Here is a 16,976-nt window from a genome sequence, read left to right as displayed (position 1 = left end):
TGGTGGAAGTGGTTGGATGAACTTTGTTGCCGAGGGCGAAAAACAAGGCTATAATTGAGTTCTTCGCTGATCACCACAGTGGAGAAAGTGATTGGGAAACAGAGACTTAGCGCTCTAGTGCATGACTCGTCTCCCGCTCCATGTTCCGACAGGCCCCATCGCGGGGTTTTGTCATGTCAGGGACTTCGTTCCTGGCGCGCAGTACGTTGGCCTCATGGCAGAGTGGCTATGCACCGGATTGCAAATCCGTTTACAGCGGTTCGATTCCGCTTGAGGCCTCCATATTGAAAAGCCCTGACTCCGGTCAGGGCTTTTTCTTTGGGCGCTTTCTGGCCGGTTCCGGTCGAGCCCTCCCATTCATGGGCATGTCACTAGAATCCGCCAACTTCTTCCCTGCCCGTGCTGGCGGCCGGCAGGTCCTTGTCGCCTGGCTCGGCAGCCGTACTCCCCCCACTTCTTGCATCCCGCCGCCATGCATCCTGCCCATCGCCGCCTTCTGGCCCTCGTTTTGAGCACCTGTCCACTGCTGCTCCTGGCCGCATGCGCGTCTGGATCCAACGCAGGTCGTGCAGTGGAAGCAGCTCCGGCGGAAGGCCGCTTCATCGCCATCCATGAGAAGGCAGCCACCAGGGAAAATCAGGCAGAGGCCCGGCTGTGGAAGGAACGGAAACTGCTCGAGGACTTCGTTGACGCGATGAACAGCTACATCCGCATCCCGCGTGACATCAAGGTCATCGCGAAGGAGTGCGGAGAGTCCAATGCCTACTTCGATCCGGAAACCAGCAGCATCGAGATGTGCTACGAGATGTCCGCGGAGGAGCGTGCGCGCTTTGAGGCGGCGGGCGATGCTGCTGAAGATATCGACAACGCGCTGTACCAGAGCGCGGTGGGTACGCTCTACCACGAGCTGGGCCATGCGCTGATCAGCGAACTGGAGCTGAAGATCACCGGCCGCGAGGAAGACGTTGCGGATCAGTTGGCCGCCTACGTACTGACCGCAGACGATGAGTCCAGGGCGTTCCTGGTCACGGTTGCTGATACCTATGTGCTGTCCGCGCAGGAGCAGACCCGTATCGAGGATCTGCCCACGGCGGGCACCCATTCGCTGGACTTCCAGCGCGCCGTGAATTTCCTGTGCTACCTGTACGGCTCGGACGCGGGCACCTTCGGTTATCTGGTGAAGGACGGCACGCTGCCCGAGGAGCGTGCGGAGAACTGCGAGCACGAATATGGGCAGCTGGTCGATGCCTGGGAGTCGCTGCTGAAGCCGTACCTCAAGCCGGAGTAGGGGGCTGTGCGCCTGGCCTTGTCTTGGCCCGGGTGAGCGGCCGCGGTAACGCATCGCCAGCCACCCCACAGATCGAGGTGCTGGCCGACGCGCTATACGCGCGCAATCGGGCCGCATTCAACACTGCTTGAGGTGGCCGCCAGCGCTGGCGTCTCCGCACGGAAGTTGCGCGCGACCGGTTCGCCCACGCCGGTGTAGTGGCGGAACAGGTAGATCAGCGGCTTCCAGCGGGTCACGTCGATGTGCTGGCTGCCCGCAATGGTGATGTCCTCGTGTGCATGCACGCAGCGGATGCGGCCTTCGGCAATCACGAAGCCCTGGCCATCGTCATCGCTGGGTGCATGCATCGCCATCATCGTGACTTCCACCTGCAGCGGGCATTCGGCAATCGTTGCCGGTGCCACCTGCGCTGAGGGCATGGCACTGAACCCGGCCAGCGCGAACTTGTCGCGCACATGCACATAGCCCATGGCCCGCTTGGCCTCGGGCACCGGATCGCGCCCGGTCGCGCGCGCGATGGCTTCCACCTGCTCGGCTTGTGTGGCTGCTGGGAAGTTCAGCACGCACTCGTTGCGCAGCTGCAGGTTGCGGTAGCCTTGGCCCTGCGTTCCCAGGCCCAGCACGACCCGGTTGCCTAGTGCCCAGAACGAAGACAACGGGCTGATGTTGCTGCTGCCATCGGGATTGAGCGTGGTCATCAGCACCACCGGGGTGCCCGGGTACATGACGGTCGGGGCGATGCGCCGGCGCGGGAAGGAAGGGATCGTCACTGCGGGTCTCACGATTGCGGGACGGCCACTGTGCGGGGTAGCTGCCGGTGGATGCTTCGGCCCGCATCGAACTGTCCGCGTGCCACTGCATGCCACAATGCCGGCATGGTCCATACCTCCGGTTCCCTTGTCAGCGTCGGTGCCCTGGTTGGCGACCAGGCACGCGCGGCCATGCTGCTGCAGCTGATGGATGGGCGGGCCTACACGGCGATGGAGCTGGCCCGCGTGGCAGGAGTGACGCCGCAGACGGCGAGCTCACACCTGCGCAGGTTGGTCGAGGGCGATCTGCTGGTGGCCGTCGCGCAGGGGCGCCATCGCTACCATCGGCTGGCCTCGCACGAGGTTGCCGATATGCTGGAGGGCATCCTGCGCGTTGCCGACCGCACGCCGTCCTGCACCGCTGCGGCATCACGCAGCATGCCGGCGCTGCGCAAGGCGCGCTCCTGCTACCGGCATCTGGCCGGCGTGCATGCGGTGGCCATCGCCGATCATCTGTTGCAGGTGGGGCATGTGCTTCCGTGCGAGGGGCATTGGCAGGTGAGCGCGGGTGGTGCCGACTTCCTGCGAGGGCTTGGCCAGCCGCTGGCCGATGTGTTTCAGCAGCCGCTGGCGGTCAAGCCGGCCCGCTACTGCCGGGGATGCCTGGACTGCACCGAGCGGCGCCCACACCTGGCGGGCGTGGTCGGCGAGGCGATGCTGGACAGCTTCGTGAAGAACGATTGGCTGCGGCGCGTCGAGGCACGGCGAGAGCTGCAGTTGACACCGCCCGGGCGCGAGGCCTTCTGGAGGTTGTTCGGTCTGGCGACCTGAGTCGCGCGATCAATCTCATCCGCCCGCGACATGGCAAGGCGCTATGGTCGAGGTCCAAGCCTCAGGGAGCAGCAATGTCGAGCAGGGACAAGATGGATCGCGGCATGCAGGCAGCAGGCCGACAATGAACAAATCTACTGCGGAAGTCCGCTGGCTGACGTTCCGGTTGATGAACGGCCAGTCGATCGGGCCGGATCAACTGAAGGATGGCTGGGTGACCGCTTCGGAAACCCGCCATTGTGGTGTGCGTCGCGAGTCCATTGAAGGCGCGGGCATGGTCTATGCGCTGTATGGGCCTGCCAACCTGGCCTCACCGCGACGCGCGGAAATGCGCATGCGCGAGTTTCTGATGAGCTCCGGCTACACCTTCACCATGGGCACGCTGGGCGGCTGACGCCGCCCGTCATCGTGGTCACGGACGTACCGTCAATGCCTGGGCGAGCGTCCCGATCGGGCCGCGCGCATCGTGCAGCACCGTGCTGGTCAGGCCCAGGCCCTGGCGGCCGAACGACACCGAGGTGTCAAAACCCAGCCACTCGCCTTCGGGCATGCCGAACAGGTGCGCGGTCAGGTCGAGGTTGGGGAAGGCGATTTCCTTGGGATCGGCGCGCACGGCCATGCCATTGGACAGATCGAACAGGGTGGCTGCACGGGCCAGCGGACTGACCGGTTCGCCGTCCAGCAGTGCGTGCTTTGCGCGCGCCCAGTAGCTGGCGCGTCCAGGCCCTTGGTCGTGTCGGCGGATCTCTACGCTTTGGATGAATCCCCCTGGCCAGACCGTGCCCGGATCCCACGCCGGCATCGACTCCGGTGGTGCAATGGTTGCTAGCGGTGTGCCGGCGATGGTCTCGGTATCGTTCGGACGCATCAGCCAGGCGCGCACGCGCAGTGCCGGCCGGCCGCCATGCTGCAGCGTGGCTTCGACCAGCTCGATGGTGCGACCGCTGCGCAGTACCTGCACGTCGGCTTCCATCGCTTCGATAGGGATGGTACCGAGAATGTCGTAGGACAGGCGCGCGATCAGGAAGCCGTGGCCACGTGCGGTGGCATCGCGCTCCAGATGATGCGCCAACAGGCCGATCGCAGGCGCGATATGTTGTTCGCGGATGTTCCAGGCGCCGCCGGTATGTTCGGTCGGCAGGTAGCGGGTGTCGCTGAGTCGTTCGAAGAAGGCCATCGTGCGCGTTGCTTCAGCAGGAAGGGAGGCGGCAGGTGCTGCACCGGTCCCTGCATCGTAAGCGTTTGGCAACGTGGCGGGCTGAGCCGGCTCCCGCAGGAGCCGGCCGGACGCCGGTCAGGGAGACGGGCAGTCCATTTCGCGGCACATCTTGTACTCGGCCAGACACTGCTCAGAGGTCTTGCCCAGCGGTCCATGTGACGTGCGCAGGCACTGCTCGTACTTCAGCGTGCAGAACTCGCAGGATCCTGCTGCGAAGGCCAGGCCGGTCACGGCCATGCCAAGGAACATCACGGTCTTCAAGGTCGTCTTGATCATCACGTCAGTCCTTTGTTCGCCCTTCATTGGGCCCGGCCACCATAGCAGTCCTCATGGCACGCCCCTGATGCGCTGCGGCACGCGATGGGCTCAGTGCTGCACCGCCTTCAAGGCCTCGACCACCTGTGCTTCAGAGAAGCCACAGTGACCTTCGCCCGCCGGCTGCAACACCCGTGGCCGTGGCCGTGCGCCGGCCCGTGCCGCCAACTGCGGGTACACCGCCTGCATGTGCGGCACGATGGTCGGGTCATTGTGGTTGAACTGGATCACCAGCGGTCGCTTCAATGCGCCGGTCAATGCCAGCGTGTTGCGAACGTGCGCCTGCGCCGCAGGCGCGGCAGCGATACGCTGCACGCCGGCGTTGAACGCGGCGTCGTCGCCGAAGCCGCTGTAGATCACGTCGATGTTGCCGACCGGCATGCCGTCGCTGCGCGTGACCAGTTCGTGCAGGACCAGCGCGTGCAGGCTGATCGTGCCGGCCAGTACATCAGGGGAGACCTGCAGCCGCCGCGCCAGCAATGCGGCGTGCGACGGATCGTGCTGCAGTGCAGTGGCAATGCCCTGGTACAACTCGCCCTGCGGCAGCGCCGCCGCCTCGCGCGATACCAGTCCTGCGCCCTGCAGGCCCTCGGCCTTGGGAAAGAAGTAATCGAACGCGACCAGTGTAGTCAGCAGTTCGGTCGCGATCTGTTCGCCACTGAGATTGGCGCCGCAGAGCGAAACACCGCCCGTATAGTGCTGCGGGAAGCGTTCAAGGGTACTGATGGCGACAGTACCCCCCATCGAGAATCCGAGCATCCAGGTGTGGCGTACATGCTTGAGTTCAATCAGGGCATGTTGGCGCAGGTGTTCCATGTCGGTGATCGCATCGGCCACCGCCCAGCCCTGGCTTGCATAGGCACTCTGCGCGACCGCGTAGCCCGCAGCCAACAGTGGCGCGGTGCTGTCATTGGCGGCCATCGGCGTAGTGCGAGGCACACCCACCGGTTCGTAGCCATGGGCCAGCATCACCAGGTCGCCGTTCCAGGCTGCCGGCACATCCAGCCGCCAGGGCGCGCCCTGCAGCTCGCCACTGAGCGTGCGTGCCGCCGTGGGCGGTGCACCCAGCAAGACCGTCGATGGCAACAGCAGGCCGAGGGCGAGGGCACATCGAAGCAAGGGGCGCATCGGGGTCGTTCCATGCAGGAATGGCGCCGAGCATAGATGCCAGCGAAACGTTGCGCGCGCTGCACTGCCGCAGGCATTGCCGGTCGACCGTGCTGCGCTCTACGCTGGCGACATGGTCCTGCACACTTCCGCGTCGATTATCCGCATTCCCCTCGGGAAGGCGGGATAGCGCGCGGTCGTCACGGCCATGCAACCCGCCCGGGAAGGCGGGCTGCGCACAGCTCTCTCTCCCGGATATTGGAAACCAGCCTGGAGAGCGTAGATGCACCATCCTTCATCGATCGGCGATGCCCCGATCCTGCACCTGATGTGCGGCAAGATCGGCGCCGGCAAATCCACCTTGTCGCAGCAGTTGGCTGCACAGCCACGCAGCGTGCTGATCAGCGAAGACGCGTGGCTGGCGGCGCTGTATCCCGACCAGATCCATTCCATCGCCGATTACCTGCAGTGCGCGGCAGCCCTGCGCGACGTGCTGACGCAGCATGTACGCGCGATCCTGAAGGCAGGTGTTTCGGTCGTGCTCGATTTTCCGTTCAATACGCCGGCCAGCCGTGAATGGGGCCGCGAATTATTCGACTCGGCCGGCGTTGCCCATCAGCTCCATTTTCTCGACGTTCCCGACCCCATCTGCAAGGCGCGGCTGCGCGCACGCAACGCACGCGGTGAACACCCATTCCAGGCCAGCGACGAGGCGTTCGAGCAGATCACCCGCCACTTCGTGGCGCCTGCGGCGATGGAGGGCTTCGTGGTGATCCGCCATTTGCAGGATGGGTGAGAGTCAGGGGCGGACAGCGCTGAATTGTCCATCACAGTGACGATTCCGATACGATCTGACGTATTGAACCCTTTCTGCTTGATCCGGAGTGCCGTCATGGTCGACCGTCTCGCCATTCTGCTTGAGCGCTTTTCGGTCACCGCTTCGGTGTTCCATGCGGGCGCGCTGTGCGGCATCAACAGCCTGGAGAGCGAAGATGAGGCCGGCCAGCTGCACCTGGTGCGGCGCGGGCCGGTGCAGGTCAGCCACGGCCAGCAGACCGTGCAGATCGAGGTGCCCAGCCTGCTGCTGTATCCGCGACCGACGCCGCACCGCTTCAGCACCGATCCACAGCATGGCGCCGACATGGCCTGTGCCAACCTGCATTTCGAAGGGGGCCGGCTGAATCCGATCAGCGCTGCGCTGCCCGATTTCATCTGCCTGCCCTTGGCGGATCTGTATGGCGGCCACGCGGCGCTGGAACTGCTGTTCGACGAGGCCTTCGAGCAGCGTTGTGGCCGTGCGGCCATGGTCAACCGCCTGTTCGAGGTGGTGATGATCCAGGTGCTGCGCCAGCTGATGGAAGGTGGCGAGATGCGTGGTGGCCTGTTTGCCGGGCTCGGCCATCCGCGGCTGCGGCTGGCGCTGGTGGCCATGCACGAAGCACCGGCACAGGCGTGGACGCTGGAAGATCTGGCCGACGTCGCCGGGATGTCGCGCAGTGTGTTCGCGGCCAGTTTCCGCGAGGCCATGGGAACCACTCCGGGCCAGTACCTGCAGGGCTGGCGGGTGGGCCTGGCGCAGCAGGCACTACGCCAGGGCAGGCCGCTGAAGCGGATTGCCGACGACGTGGGCTATGGCAGCGAAGCGGCGTTGTCGCGCGCGTTCAAGGCGCACACCGGGCAGTCGCCACGGCAGTGGCGCGGGCAGGCCCGTGCCACTGCGGCCTGAGCCTCAGCCCAGCACCAGCCTGGCCAGCTTCATCCCGCCGAACAGGCCAGCCAGGCCCAGTGCCACCGAGCCGCCGGCATACAACGCCGCCAGTCCGTGCTGGCCCCGCTGCAGCAGCAGGCCGATTTCCAGCGCGTAGGTGGAAAATGTGGTGTAGCCGCCGAGGATGCCGGTGGCCAGCAGCAGGCGAAGCTGCGGTGAGGCGCCATTGCGCATCGCGAAGACCTCGACCACCACGCCCATCAGCAGTGCGCCGCTGATGTTGATGAGGAAGGTCGACCACGGCCACGGGCTGCCGACTGCCACCCGTGCGCCGATCAGGTTGCAGGCATGGCGCAGGCAGGCGCCGAGACCGCCGCCAATGAAGACCAGGAAGTAATTGTTCAGAGCTTGCATCGCGTGCCTCGAGTGCGGATTCGCAGGTTCGATGGCGAACGGCGAGGGCAGGCACGACCTGCCCTCGACGAACGCCGGGTTCGTCTTGGCAGGAGCCATCAGCCTTCTCAGGCGGTTATCGGGGGAGCCCCATCCCCATCGTCGCCCATGCTACCAGCGGCGGTGCGCTCACGTCATCGAGGTCATCAGCACGCGGGCGACCTTGCTGCGGCTGAAGCCATCCATCAGCAGCTCGAACGCGAGCAGGTCCAGCGCCGCGTGACGGCGGTGATCGATCTCCAGTCCGTTCTCGGCAACCAGGTGACTGACCAGTTCGTAGGCGTCCTGCCAGACGTCCAGGTGGGCCTGGCTGGGGATGTAGGCATTGCCGGGCTCACCTACGCCGAGCCCACTGATGCCGTACAGCAGTTCACGCGCGTCCAGCTTGGCCGCATCGGCGATGCGGAACAGCTGTTCGGCCTTCACATGCGAGGGACTGACATGGTCGTTGAGCCAGTTGCTGATGGTTGCCGTCGTCGAATGCGCGGCGCGGGCCAGGTCGGCCGGGCGTGGATGCCCGGCTTTCTTCATGGCGGTGGCGAGTCGTTGGCCGAGAGTATTCATCTATGCAAGCCAGCTTAACGCGTGGAATGCGAAGAATCCTTGTCGCAAGAATAAGGCTGGTTAACAGAAGGACCGGCCATGACCGAATTCTGGAGCAAGGGGCAGGTGCGTACCCGGTTGGGCTTCCGGACCGACGCCGAACTGGCGCGTTTCTTCGGCATAAGCCGATCCGCAGTGTCGCAATGGCCCAGGGACTTTCCAATCCCGGCATTGCGGCAATACATCCTGCACCAGCGCTATCCGAATCTGTTCCCTGCAACTGAGGCGGCGGAAGGTAAATCCATCTGATCTGCGCCGCATTCTGTCGCATCTAGCACTCTAAGCACTTTTTGTTAAGTATGCTTAGCAACATAGGCAGATTCGATCAATCCGGGTTTGCCGATCAGTGATGTCTACTGGCGAGCGGAGCGGTCGAGGCAGGTCGCGTGTCGGCTTCGGACCATCCGGCGACCCCGTGGGCCCGTATGCAGTTTCGTGAACGATTAATAATTTCGATCACGAATGTCGCCGCATGTAATTGACCTGTCGTGAAATCTATGACTAATTGGCATCAACTGGGCGTGAAGCCCGGGAGTCTTTCAGTAGCACGCAAGTGAGTCGGTAGACCGTCAACAATGCAGAACAAGTCCAACGGAGGTCGTATGGAATACGGCATGCATGGCTTGGCTGAACGGGTACGCCGCGAACTGGAAGCCAGCTATCACAAACACGGATGCGGTCCGGCGTTCTGGGATACCTACCAGCAGGTGCTGGACCGCCTGGTCCCGCAGGGGACCGAGCGTACTGAAGTCACCAATGAAATGGCGTTGATCATCGAGCAGCTGGGCATCGTCCGACGAGCGCAGCTGGTCCCGCCGAACGCCAGCGGGCCGCGTTGATTCAGAGCAGGCGCCAGGCGCCGCAGGCAAGCAGCGCCAGCAGCATTGAAAGCAGGCCCAGGGTCCGCGGTCGCCACCAGCGCCGCGGTTGCCCGGCCATCGACTGTGGACTGCAGTAGCGCACCAGCCCCGGACCGAAGCCGGCCCGGTGCTGTTGCTGTGCGCAGGCTTCCAGGCAGGCGCCGCAGGCCAGGCAATCGGCCTGCGGCCCGTGGCGGATGTCCAGTTGCATCGGGCAGGCGCTGACGCAGGCAGCGCAGTCGGTACAGTCGCCCAGGCGGTTGGCGCTGAAGACGGGCATCGGCCCGGCCAGCAACGGATGCGCAGCACGGAACACGTAGTCCTGCGCAGTTGTTGGATCGAGCAGGCCACGACCGCGGCCGAGCACGCCGCCCAGGCCGGAGGGGCGCGAACCGCGTGGTTCACCCCGACGCGCGTCGTACATCATGCGCGGCGTGTGGGGATCGGTCAGCAACGGCTGCATGCGTGCGAACGGGCACAGCGAGCGGCAGACCTGCTCGCGCAGGAAGCCGGCATTGCCCCAGGTAGCGGCTGCATAGAACAGCACCCAGAACGTTTCCCAACGGCTCCAGCCCGCGTGCGGCAGCGCCGACACCAGTTCGCCGATTGGACTGAACAGTCCGACGACGGTCATGCCGGTCCACAGTGACAACAGTCCCCAGGCCACCTGCGTGGCGGGGCGTGCCATTGATGCCGGCAGCATGCGGGCCACGGCGCGTGCGATCCAGTCGAAGGCGCGGCGCCACAGTGTCTGCGGGCAGGCGTGGCCGCACCAGATGCGCCCGGCAAGATGGGTGAGCAGCGCAAGGCCCACCGCCAGCGCTGCCAATAGTCCGATCAGTACGCCGACGTCGCCAGGCCACAGCGTCCAGCCGAACAGGTCGAAGCGTCGCGCATTGATGTCCAGCAGCAGGGCCTGGCGACCGTCCCAGCGCAGCCACGGCAGTGCGTAGAACAGCACCAGCAGGGCGGCGCTGAGCGGGCCGCGCCAGTGCCAGTGCCAGGGGCCGGGTGTCGTGGTGCAGTTCGTGCTCATCCCAGCGGCAGCTCGTCGTCGTCGCTCGGCATCGGTCGTTGCAGGTACCAGGTGACTGCACTGGACAGCGCCGTCACTGCCCAGAACATGAAGAAGCCAGCGCTATAGCCAAGCTCGCGGCTGATCGCCGTGCCGGGGAAACTGATCGCCTGCAGGCGCAGCGGGTCGACGAAGGCGAAGAACACCACGCTGGCCACGCCGGCGGCAATGAAGCTGGGCCAGAGAATGGCGCCCCATTGCTGGATCAGTCGCTGGCGGCGGCTGGGAGAGGGTCTGTTCATGCTGTCCCGGTTCGAAAAGTGGGCGGCGCGTATACTTCGCCGGCTGGCGCAGCATCCGCAGGGCATGCTTCCTGCAAGCGTGCCAGCCTAGGTGCAGCGGACTGCGCCGACATTGATCTGGATCAACGGTGGTGATGGCCGGCTGCGGCACACTGCCGGCAAGCTTTGGGTACCCCGATGACCGCAATACCTCCGCCAGCCCTTCCCGTCGCCTCGCCGGAGTTGTGCACCGAGCAGGAAGTCTCCCGCCTGGTCCACGACTTCTATGCCCGCGTGCGCGAGGAAGAACGGCTGGGGCCGGTGTTCGGCGCGCACGTCCATGATTGGCCGGAGCATCTGGCGCAGCTGGTCGACTTCTGGTCGGCGATGCTGCGTGGCACCCGCCGCTTCAAGGGCTCGCCGATGTCCAAGCACATGGCCATTGAACTGGACAAGGATCTGTTCGACCGCTGGCTGGTGCTGTTCCGGATCACCACTGCCGAATGCAACAACCCGCCGATGCAGGAACTGGCCAACGATGTGGCCGCACGCATCGGAGACACCTTCTGGAAGCGCTACCAGATGCTGCGCTGGCCGCAGGTCGGCCTGCCGGTGCTGGGGATCCCCGCCAAGGATTGATCTGGGTCAAGGCGGCGCAGGCCGCCCGGCGCGATGCTGGCGCCATGGACACGTTCTCTCCCGCCGCTGGCGGCCTGGCCTGGAATTTCGACCCCGACCTGCTGCGTCGGCACGACCGCCCGGGGCCGCGCTACACCTCGTATCCGACCGCGCCGCATTTCCATGATGGCTTCGACGCACCGGCGTTGCGCCAGGCAATTGCAGACAGCAACCAGCTGGCCCGCGCGCTGTCGCTGTACGTGCACGTGCCGTTCTGTTCCAGCCCGTGCTTCTACTGCGGCTGCAACCGGGTGATCAGCCGTGATCGCGGCCGTGGCCACAGCTATGTCTCGCGGGTGCTGGCCGAGGCCGACCTGCTGGCGCCGCAGTTCGAGGATGGTCGCGAGGTCATCCAGCTGCATCTGGGCGGCGGCACGCCGAACTTCCTCGACGCCGAGGCGATGACCACGCTGATCGAAGGGCTGCGCCGGCGTTTCGACTTCAGCGATTCGTCACAGCGCGATTTCTCCATCGAGCTCGATCCGCGCTTCATCGATACCCGCGACGTAGCGATGCTGGCCCGGCTGGGGTTCAACCGCGCAAGCCTGGGCGTGCAGGATTTCGACCCGCAGGTGCAGGAATCGATCAACCGCGTGCAGGGCGTGCAGCAGACGCTGGACATCCTGCGCGCCTGCCGCGACAGCGGCATGCGCTCGGTCAACGTCGACCTGATCTATGGCCTGCCGGGGCAAAGCCTGGAGGGCTTCGGGCGCACATTGGAACTGGTGCTGGCGCTGCGCCCGGATCGTTTGGCGGTCTACGGATATGCGCACCTGCCGCATCTGTTCCGCGCGCAGAAGCAGATCGACGAAAGCCGGTTGCCGTCGCCGGAAGACAAGCTGGCGCTGCTGGGCCTGGCGGTGGAGAGGCTCTCCGCGGCCGGCTACCAGTACATCGGCATGGATCACTTCGCGTTGCCGGAAGAGGACCTGTCACGCGCGCAGCGTGCCGGCCAGCTGCATCGCAATTTCATGGGCTACACCACCCACGCCGATACCGATCTGCTCGGCCTGGGCGTGAGTGCGATCAGCCACATCGGGGCCACTTACAGCCAGAATCCGCGTGACCTGCCGTCCTGGGAGGATGCGGTGGATCACGGCCAACTGCCAGTCTGGCGTGGCGTGGCACTGAGTGCCGACGATCAACTGCGCGCGGAACTGATCCAGCAGCTGATGTGCCAGGGCGAGGTGGATGGTGCCGTGCTGGGCCAGCGCCATGGTGTCGACTTCGAGCAGTACTTCGCCGAAGACCTGCGTTCGGTGCAACGCCTGCAGGACGACGGTCTGGCCGAGTACCGTGAGGGTGTGGTGCGCGCCAGTGAACCGGGACGGCCGCTGCTGCGGCTGCTGGCAATGTGCTTCGATCCGTACCTGCGCGCGGCGCATGAGCAGCCGCGTTATTCGCGCGCGATCTGACGGCTCGCTGCGCTGTGCGTGTGTGGTGCCCGGAGCCGGAATCGAACCGGCATGGGGTTGCCCCCGGCGGATTTTAAGTCCGATGCGTCTACCAGTTTCGCCATCCGGGCCTGCAGCGCGGCGCCGATTGTAGCCCACCTGCCGCACGACGGCTGGATTGCACCGGAGCAGTGACCTGCGGGGACGTGCTTAACTGTTGTGCCTGTTCATGTCATAGTCCCAACCATCGTTCCCAGGGGGGGAGCCACCTGATGTCGCTGCACGCGATTGCCTATGCCAGTGAGGCCCGCGCCGATCTGCAGACAACCGATCTTGACCGCCTGCTGGCCGATGCCACGGCATTCAATCGTGTAGCCGGCGTCACCGGCGTGCTGATGTTCGACGGCACGCGCTTCCTGCAGTACCTGGAGGGTCCGGAAGATGGCATCGATTCGGTGTTCCCGCGCATCCTCAACGCGCGCAGTCATGGGCAGCTGAAGGTGTTGTGCCGCGCCCCGGTTGCGCAGCGTGCGTTCCCGCGCTGGTCGATGGGCACGCGCCGGATCGAAGCGGACCTGCTGGCGCAGATCATCGACGCCGCCTGGCCGGGCTTCCTGCTGGGCAGCGGTGGCTTCGAACGCCTGCGCCAGGCCTGGACCGGTGCTGATGGCGAGCTCGAACCGGCAGCGGTGGCACTGGGGTCCTGAACCGCCTTGGCGGCGGGGGGGCGAGGCCGTTACGCTGTAGTCTTTCCGGCGTGGGTTCCTCCGAGTGGTACAGCGAATGAGCGTATTGGCCGAAGCCATGGCTGCGAACGTGAAGCCTTGCCTGTTGCACAGGGCGTGCCGATGAGTGTGCCTGTTGCAGCGGCCGACGCACCCCGTTTTGCGGTGATCGGCCTGGGCTATGTCGGCCTGCCGCTGGCGGTGGCCTTCGGCCGGCACTGGCCGACGCTGGGTTTCGACATCGATGCCGGGCGCATCGCCGAGCTGCGCAACGGCGTGGATCACACGCTGGAAATGGAAGCCGACGAGCTGGTCACTGCGCAGCTGTTGGAGTACGGCAGTGATCCGGATCTGCTTGACGCGTGCAACGTCTACATCGTGACCGTGCCGACGCCGATCGATGCCTACGAGCAGCCCGACCTGGAGCCGCTGCGCTCGGCGACGCGGCTGATCGCCAGCCACCTGCGTGCCGGCGACCTGGTGATCTACGAATCCACGGTGTATCCAGGCACCACCGAAGAAGTGTGCGTGCCGCTGCTGGAGCAGGGCTCCGGCCTGCGCTTCAACGAAGATTTCTATTGCGGCTACAGCCCGGAACGGGTCAGCCCCGGTGATCGCCAGCGACGCCTGGCCGACATCCGCAAGATCACCTCCGGCTCGACCCCGGGCGTCGCTGCGGTGATCGACGGCCTGTACCAGCGCATCATCGCTGCCGGTACGTTCCCGGCGCCGTCGATGCGCGTGGCCGAAGCGGCCAAGGTGGTCGAGAACATCCAGCGTGACGTCAACATCGCGCTGGTCAACGAGCTGGCACTGATCTTCGACCGGCTCGGCATCGATACCCAGGACGTGCTCGACGCGGCGGGCAGCAAGTGGAACTTCCTGCCGTTCCGACCGGGCCTGGTTGGCGGCCACTGCATCGGCGTGGATCCGTATTACCTGCTGCACAAGTCCGAGAGCGTGGGTTTCCACCCGGACCTGATCCATACCGCGCGGCAGGTCAACAACCGCGTGGGTGAACACGTGGCGACGCGGGTGCTGGCAATGCTGGCCGAACGCGACCGCGCACCGGCGCAGGCGCGCATCCTGGTGCTGGGCGTGACCTTCAAGGAAGACTGCCCGGACCTGCGTAACAGCCGCGCGCTGGAACTTGCGCAGCGCCTGAGTGATGCCGGTGCCCAGGTCGAGGTCAGCGACCCATGGGTGGGTCCCGCCGCATTGGCCGACGAAGGCGTGCAGTGGCTGGCCGAGCCGGCAGCAGGCTGCTACGACGCGGTGGTGCTGGCCGTGGCCCATGCCCACTTCAGGGCGATGGATGAAGCACGGATCCGCAGCCTGCTGGCGCCCGGTGGCCTGGTCTACGACGTGAAATCGGCCTGGCCGCGCAACGTGGTTGATGATCGACTGTAAACCCTGCGGGCAGGCGGCGCGGTAGACTCGGGGGCAGTTGCAACCGAGGAAAGCCATGCACCGGTATATCGTCTACCTGCTCGCCATCCTGATGTTCCCGATCTGCCTGTGGCTGGCCGTGATATGGCCGGCCTGGTACTGGGGCGTCGGCCTGACTGCCGCGATGGTGGCGCTGGGGACCTGGGACCTGCTGCAGAAGCGCAGCACGCTGCGCCGCAATTATCCGGTGATGGCGCACTTCCGCTACGGCCTGGAATCGATCGGCCCGGAGATCCGCCAGTACTTCGTGCAGAGCGACCTGGAGGACGTGCCGTTCTCGCGGCAGCAGCGCGCGCTGATCTACCAGCGCGCCAAGAATGAGATGGACACGGTGCCGTTCGGTACCCTGCGCAGTACGTACGCTGTGGACTACGAGTGGATCAACCATTCGCTGGCGCCGACCGCCATCGCCAAGCATGATTTCCGAGTACTGATCGGTGCTGGCTGCGCCAAGCCCTATTCGGCCAGCGTGTTCAATATCTCGGCGATGAGCTTTGGCTCGTTGTCGGCCAATGCAATCCGTGCGCTGAACGAAGGCGCGCGCCGCGGCGGCTTCTACCACGACACCGGCGAAGGCTCGATTTCACCCTATCACCGCGAAATGGGGGGTGACCTGGTGTGGGAGATCGGCTCGGGCTACTTCGGTTGCCGCGACGAGAAGGGCGGTTTCAGCGAAGAGCGCTTCGTTGCCAACGCCACCCATGACCAGGTCAAGATGATCGAGATCAAGCTGTCGCAGGGTGCCAAGCCCGGCCACGGCGGCGTGCTGCCGGCGCCGAAGGTGACCGCCGAGATTTCGGTGACCCGTGGCGTCCCGATGGGCGTGGATTGCGTGTCGCCGTCGCGTCACTCGGCATTCTCCACGCCGGTCGAGCTGCTGCAGTTCGTCGCCCGCCTGCGCGAGTTGTCAGGCGGAAAGCCGGTCGGCTTCAAGCTGGCCATTGGCCATCCGTGGGAGTGGTTCGGCATCGCCAAGGCGATGCAGGAGACCGGCCTGCTGCCGGACTTCATCGTGGTCGATGGTGCCGAGGGTGGTACCGGCGCAGCCCCGGCCGAGTTCGTCGACCATGTCGGCGTGCCGATGCATGAAGCCCTTTTGCTGGTGCACAACACTCTGGTCGGTCTGGACCTGCGTGACCGCATCCGCATCGGCGCGGCGGGCAAGATCACCAGTGCCTTCGACATCGCGCGCACCATCGCGCTCGGGGCCGACTGGTGCAATGCCGGCCGTGGCTTCATGTTCGCGCTGGGCTGCATCCAGTCGCTGAGCTGCCACACCGACAAGTGCCCGACCGGCATCGCCACGCAGGACCCGGCACGCTGGAAGCACCTTGATGCGCCGGACAAGTCAACGCGTGTGTACAGCTACCACGAGCACACGTTGCACGCCTTGAAAGAGCTGCTCTGCGCTGCAGGCTTGAATGACCCGGCGGAGCTGGGCCCGGAGCACATCCTGCGTCGAGTTTCGCCGGTTGAGATCCGTTCGCTGGCGTCGCTGTACCGTTATCTGGAACCGGGCGAGCTGTTGCACAAGGTGCCGGACCACGCGGTGTTCCATGCGTTCTGGGCTGATGCACGCAGCGACTCGTTCCAGCCACCGCCGAAGATCCAGGCGTTGCGCGCCAGCAAGTCGCGGTAGCGCTTCGATAGAGTCGAGCCATGCTCGACTGCCTTTCGATCAGGCATCGCGATGTTGGAACGAAGAACAGCCGAGCATGGGCTTGGCTCTACAAGGAGATGTCATGCAGTTCAGGACCGGCACCATGGATGATGTGGCCAGGCTGTGGGCCCTGCGTACGCGCTGCGTGCGCGAGACCTGCAGCAGCCATTACCCACCCGAGGTCATCGCGCCCTGGTCTGCCTCGCCGCCACCGTCGCAGTACGCGCGGTTGTTGTCGCAGGGGGGCTGCGTGGTGGCCGAGGACGGGCAGGGTGTCCTGCTCGGGTTCGGCGTGTTTGATACCGATGCCAACGAGGTCGATGCGTTGTTCGTCGATCCGGATCGCGGCGGAAAGGGCATCGGCCAGGCGCTGATGCAGCGCCTGCTGGCGATGGCCGATCGTGATCGTGAGGTCGTGCTGTCGGCCTCGCTCAATGCCGTGCCGTTCTACCAGCGGCAGGGTTTCGTCAGCGTGCGCGAAGAGGCCTACCCGCATCCCAGCGGTGTGGCGCTGGCCTCGGTGAGCATGCGCCGGTCGTGGTGACCAGCGTGTAGAGCCGAGCCCACGCTCGGCTGCTTTTGTAGAGTCGAGCCATGCTCGACTGCTTTTGATTCAATCCGAGCATGGGCTCGGCTCTACA

The 16,976-nt window shown here is 65.3% G+C and carries 21 protein-coding genes, 2 tRNA genes and 1 riboswitch; of the genes, 14 read left to right on the top strand and 9 right to left on the bottom strand.

Going from position 1 to position 16,976, the window contains the following annotated elements; genetic code table 11:
- Positions 1-208: 208 nt before the first annotated feature.
- Positions 209-282 (top strand) — tRNA-Cys (locus AC0Z6F_RS20860).
- 289 nt (positions 283-571) lie between these two features.
- A complete protein-coding gene (locus AC0Z6F_RS20855; protein WP_229298191.1) occupies positions 572-1,288 on the top strand; it encodes a DUF4344 domain-containing metallopeptidase in 717 nt (238 codons plus the stop codon).
- Between the two features lie 92 nt (positions 1,289-1,380).
- On the opposite strand, the gene AC0Z6F_RS20850 is transcribed toward AC0Z6F_RS20855, so the two are convergent.
- Positions 1,381-2,058, bottom strand: a complete 678-nt coding sequence (locus AC0Z6F_RS20850; RefSeq protein WP_032969490.1) for a flavin reductase family protein — start codon at positions 2,056-2,058, stop codon at positions 1,381-1,383.
- A 105-nt stretch (positions 2,059-2,163) separates the two neighbouring features.
- Between AC0Z6F_RS20850 and AC0Z6F_RS20845 the strand changes: the two genes are divergently transcribed.
- Both AC0Z6F_RS20845 and AC0Z6F_RS20840 read left to right on the top strand, forming a co-directional pair.
- Positions 2,164-2,868 (top strand): ArsR/SmtB family transcription factor, encoded by a 705-nt coding sequence (locus tag AC0Z6F_RS20845; RefSeq protein WP_012510625.1) that lies wholly within the window; start codon positions 2,164-2,166, stop codon positions 2,866-2,868.
- Between the two features lie 124 nt (positions 2,869-2,992).
- Positions 2,993-3,262 (top strand): hypothetical protein, encoded by a 270-nt coding sequence (locus AC0Z6F_RS20840; protein WP_012510626.1) that lies wholly within the window; start codon positions 2,993-2,995, stop codon positions 3,260-3,262.
- An 18-nt stretch (positions 3,263-3,280) separates the two neighbouring features.
- Here the strand turns inward: AC0Z6F_RS20840 and AC0Z6F_RS20835 are convergent, their stop codons facing one another.
- The 3 genes from AC0Z6F_RS20835 to AC0Z6F_RS20825 all read right to left on the bottom strand — a co-directional run bounded on the left by AC0Z6F_RS20835 (position 3,281) and on the right by AC0Z6F_RS20825 (position 5,530).
- The gene (locus tag AC0Z6F_RS20835) at positions 3,281-4,045 is read right to left on the bottom strand and encodes a thioesterase family protein (protein ID WP_004152764.1); all 765 of its coding nucleotides are present in this window, start codon (positions 4,043-4,045) and stop codon (positions 3,281-3,283) included.
- A gap of 117 nt (positions 4,046-4,162) precedes the next feature.
- Positions 4,163-4,363: a hypothetical protein gene (locus tag AC0Z6F_RS20830; protein WP_032969494.1), complete on the bottom strand. Its 201-nt coding sequence runs from the start codon at positions 4,361-4,363 to the stop codon at positions 4,163-4,165.
- Between the two features lie 90 nt (positions 4,364-4,453).
- Positions 4,454-5,530 (bottom strand): alpha/beta hydrolase family protein, encoded by a 1,077-nt coding sequence (locus AC0Z6F_RS20825; protein WP_012510629.1) that lies wholly within the window; start codon positions 5,528-5,530, stop codon positions 4,454-4,456.
- A gap of 262 nt (positions 5,531-5,792) precedes the next feature.
- Between AC0Z6F_RS20825 and AC0Z6F_RS20820 the strand changes: the two genes are divergently transcribed.
- Together AC0Z6F_RS20820 and AC0Z6F_RS20815 are read left to right on the top strand one after the other, a co-directional pair.
- On the top strand, positions 5,793-6,305 hold the full coding sequence (locus AC0Z6F_RS20820; protein WP_485618314.1) for a P-loop nucleotide/nucleoside kinase family protein: 513 nt from the start codon (positions 5,793-5,795) through the stop codon (positions 6,303-6,305).
- 96 nt (positions 6,306-6,401) lie between these two features.
- Entirely contained in the window at positions 6,402-7,235 is an 834-nt protein-coding gene (locus AC0Z6F_RS20815) for an AraC family transcriptional regulator (RefSeq protein WP_065722317.1), read from the top strand.
- Between the two features lie 3 nt (positions 7,236-7,238).
- Here AC0Z6F_RS20815 and crcB read toward each other — a convergent pair whose 3' ends face one another.
- Both crcB and AC0Z6F_RS20805 read right to left on the bottom strand, forming a co-directional pair.
- Positions 7,239-7,631: a fluoride efflux transporter CrcB gene (crcB, locus tag AC0Z6F_RS20810; RefSeq protein ID WP_012510632.1), complete on the bottom strand. Its 393-nt coding sequence runs from the start codon at positions 7,629-7,631 to the stop codon at positions 7,239-7,241.
- 82 nt (positions 7,632-7,713) lie between these two features.
- A riboswitch (Fluoride riboswitch) is annotated at positions 7,714-7,777 on the bottom strand.
- Between the two features lie 22 nt (positions 7,778-7,799).
- A complete protein-coding gene (locus AC0Z6F_RS20805) occupies positions 7,800-8,201 on the bottom strand; it encodes a helix-turn-helix domain-containing protein (RefSeq protein WP_012510633.1) in 402 nt (133 codons plus the stop codon).
- Positions 8,202-8,312: 111 nt separating this feature from the next.
- On the opposite strand from AC0Z6F_RS20805, the gene AC0Z6F_RS20800 reads away from it, so the two are divergent.
- Together AC0Z6F_RS20800 and AC0Z6F_RS20795 are read left to right on the top strand one after the other, a co-directional pair.
- Positions 8,313-8,522, top strand: a complete 210-nt coding sequence (locus AC0Z6F_RS20800) for a helix-turn-helix domain-containing protein (protein ID WP_004152788.1) — start codon at positions 8,313-8,315, stop codon at positions 8,520-8,522.
- Positions 8,523-8,875: 353 nt separating this feature from the next.
- Positions 8,876-9,112, top strand: a complete 237-nt coding sequence (locus AC0Z6F_RS20795; protein WP_012510634.1) for a hypothetical protein — start codon at positions 8,876-8,878, stop codon at positions 9,110-9,112.
- 1 nt (position 9,113) lies between these two features.
- Here the strand turns inward: AC0Z6F_RS20795 and AC0Z6F_RS20790 are convergent, their stop codons facing one another.
- Both AC0Z6F_RS20790 and AC0Z6F_RS20785 read right to left on the bottom strand, forming a co-directional pair.
- Positions 9,114-10,169, bottom strand: a complete 1,056-nt coding sequence (locus AC0Z6F_RS20790; RefSeq protein WP_153675248.1) for a 4Fe-4S dicluster domain-containing protein — start codon at positions 10,167-10,169, stop codon at positions 9,114-9,116.
- Complete coding sequence (locus tag AC0Z6F_RS20785; RefSeq protein ID WP_485618317.1) at positions 10,166-10,450, bottom strand: hypothetical protein; 285 nt, start codon at positions 10,448-10,450, stop codon at positions 10,166-10,168. Before AC0Z6F_RS20785 ends, AC0Z6F_RS20790 begins: the two co-directional genes overlap by 4 nt.
- Before the next feature lie 177 nt (positions 10,451-10,627).
- Between AC0Z6F_RS20785 and AC0Z6F_RS20780 the strand changes: the two genes are divergently transcribed.
- Both AC0Z6F_RS20780 and hemN read left to right on the top strand, forming a co-directional pair.
- Positions 10,628-11,068 carry a group III truncated hemoglobin gene (locus tag AC0Z6F_RS20780; protein ID WP_004152794.1) on the top strand — a complete coding sequence of 147 codons (441 nt, stop codon included), beginning with the start codon at positions 10,628-10,630 and terminating at the stop codon, positions 11,066-11,068.
- 44 nt (positions 11,069-11,112) lie between these two features.
- A complete protein-coding gene (hemN, locus tag AC0Z6F_RS20775; RefSeq protein ID WP_004152795.1) occupies positions 11,113-12,522 on the top strand; it encodes an oxygen-independent coproporphyrinogen III oxidase in 1,410 nt (469 codons plus the stop codon).
- A gap of 23 nt (positions 12,523-12,545) precedes the next feature.
- Here the strand turns inward: hemN and AC0Z6F_RS20770 are convergent.
- Positions 12,546-12,632 (bottom strand) — tRNA-Leu (locus tag AC0Z6F_RS20770).
- Between the two features lie 141 nt (positions 12,633-12,773).
- Here AC0Z6F_RS20770 and AC0Z6F_RS20765 point away from each other — a divergent pair.
- The 4 genes from AC0Z6F_RS20765 to AC0Z6F_RS20750 all read left to right on the top strand — a co-directional run bounded on the left by AC0Z6F_RS20765 (position 12,774) and on the right by AC0Z6F_RS20750 (position 16,879).
- Complete coding sequence (locus AC0Z6F_RS20765; RefSeq protein ID WP_004152797.1) at positions 12,774-13,208, top strand: BLUF domain-containing protein; 435 nt, start codon at positions 12,774-12,776, stop codon at positions 13,206-13,208.
- A gap of 141 nt (positions 13,209-13,349) precedes the next feature.
- Entirely contained in the window at positions 13,350-14,636 is a 1,287-nt protein-coding gene (locus tag AC0Z6F_RS20760) for a nucleotide sugar dehydrogenase (protein WP_032969501.1), read from the top strand.
- Between the two features lie 55 nt (positions 14,637-14,691).
- Positions 14,692-16,314, top strand: coding sequence for an FMN-binding glutamate synthase family protein (locus tag AC0Z6F_RS20755; RefSeq protein WP_485618320.1), 1,623 nt, complete (start codon positions 14,692-14,694; stop codon positions 16,312-16,314).
- A 103-nt stretch (positions 16,315-16,417) separates the two neighbouring features.
- Positions 16,418-16,879 (top strand): GNAT family N-acetyltransferase, encoded by a 462-nt coding sequence (locus AC0Z6F_RS20750; RefSeq protein ID WP_004152801.1) that lies wholly within the window; start codon positions 16,418-16,420, stop codon positions 16,877-16,879.
- The last annotated feature ends 97 nt before the right edge of the window (positions 16,880-16,976 follow it).

The sequence above is a fragment of the Stenotrophomonas sp. 1L-E-5-B-C3 genome, from assembly GCF_057292075.1.
The sequence above is the reverse complement of the archived record's forward strand: the minus strand, read 5'-3'. Positions and strand labels throughout refer to the sequence as shown.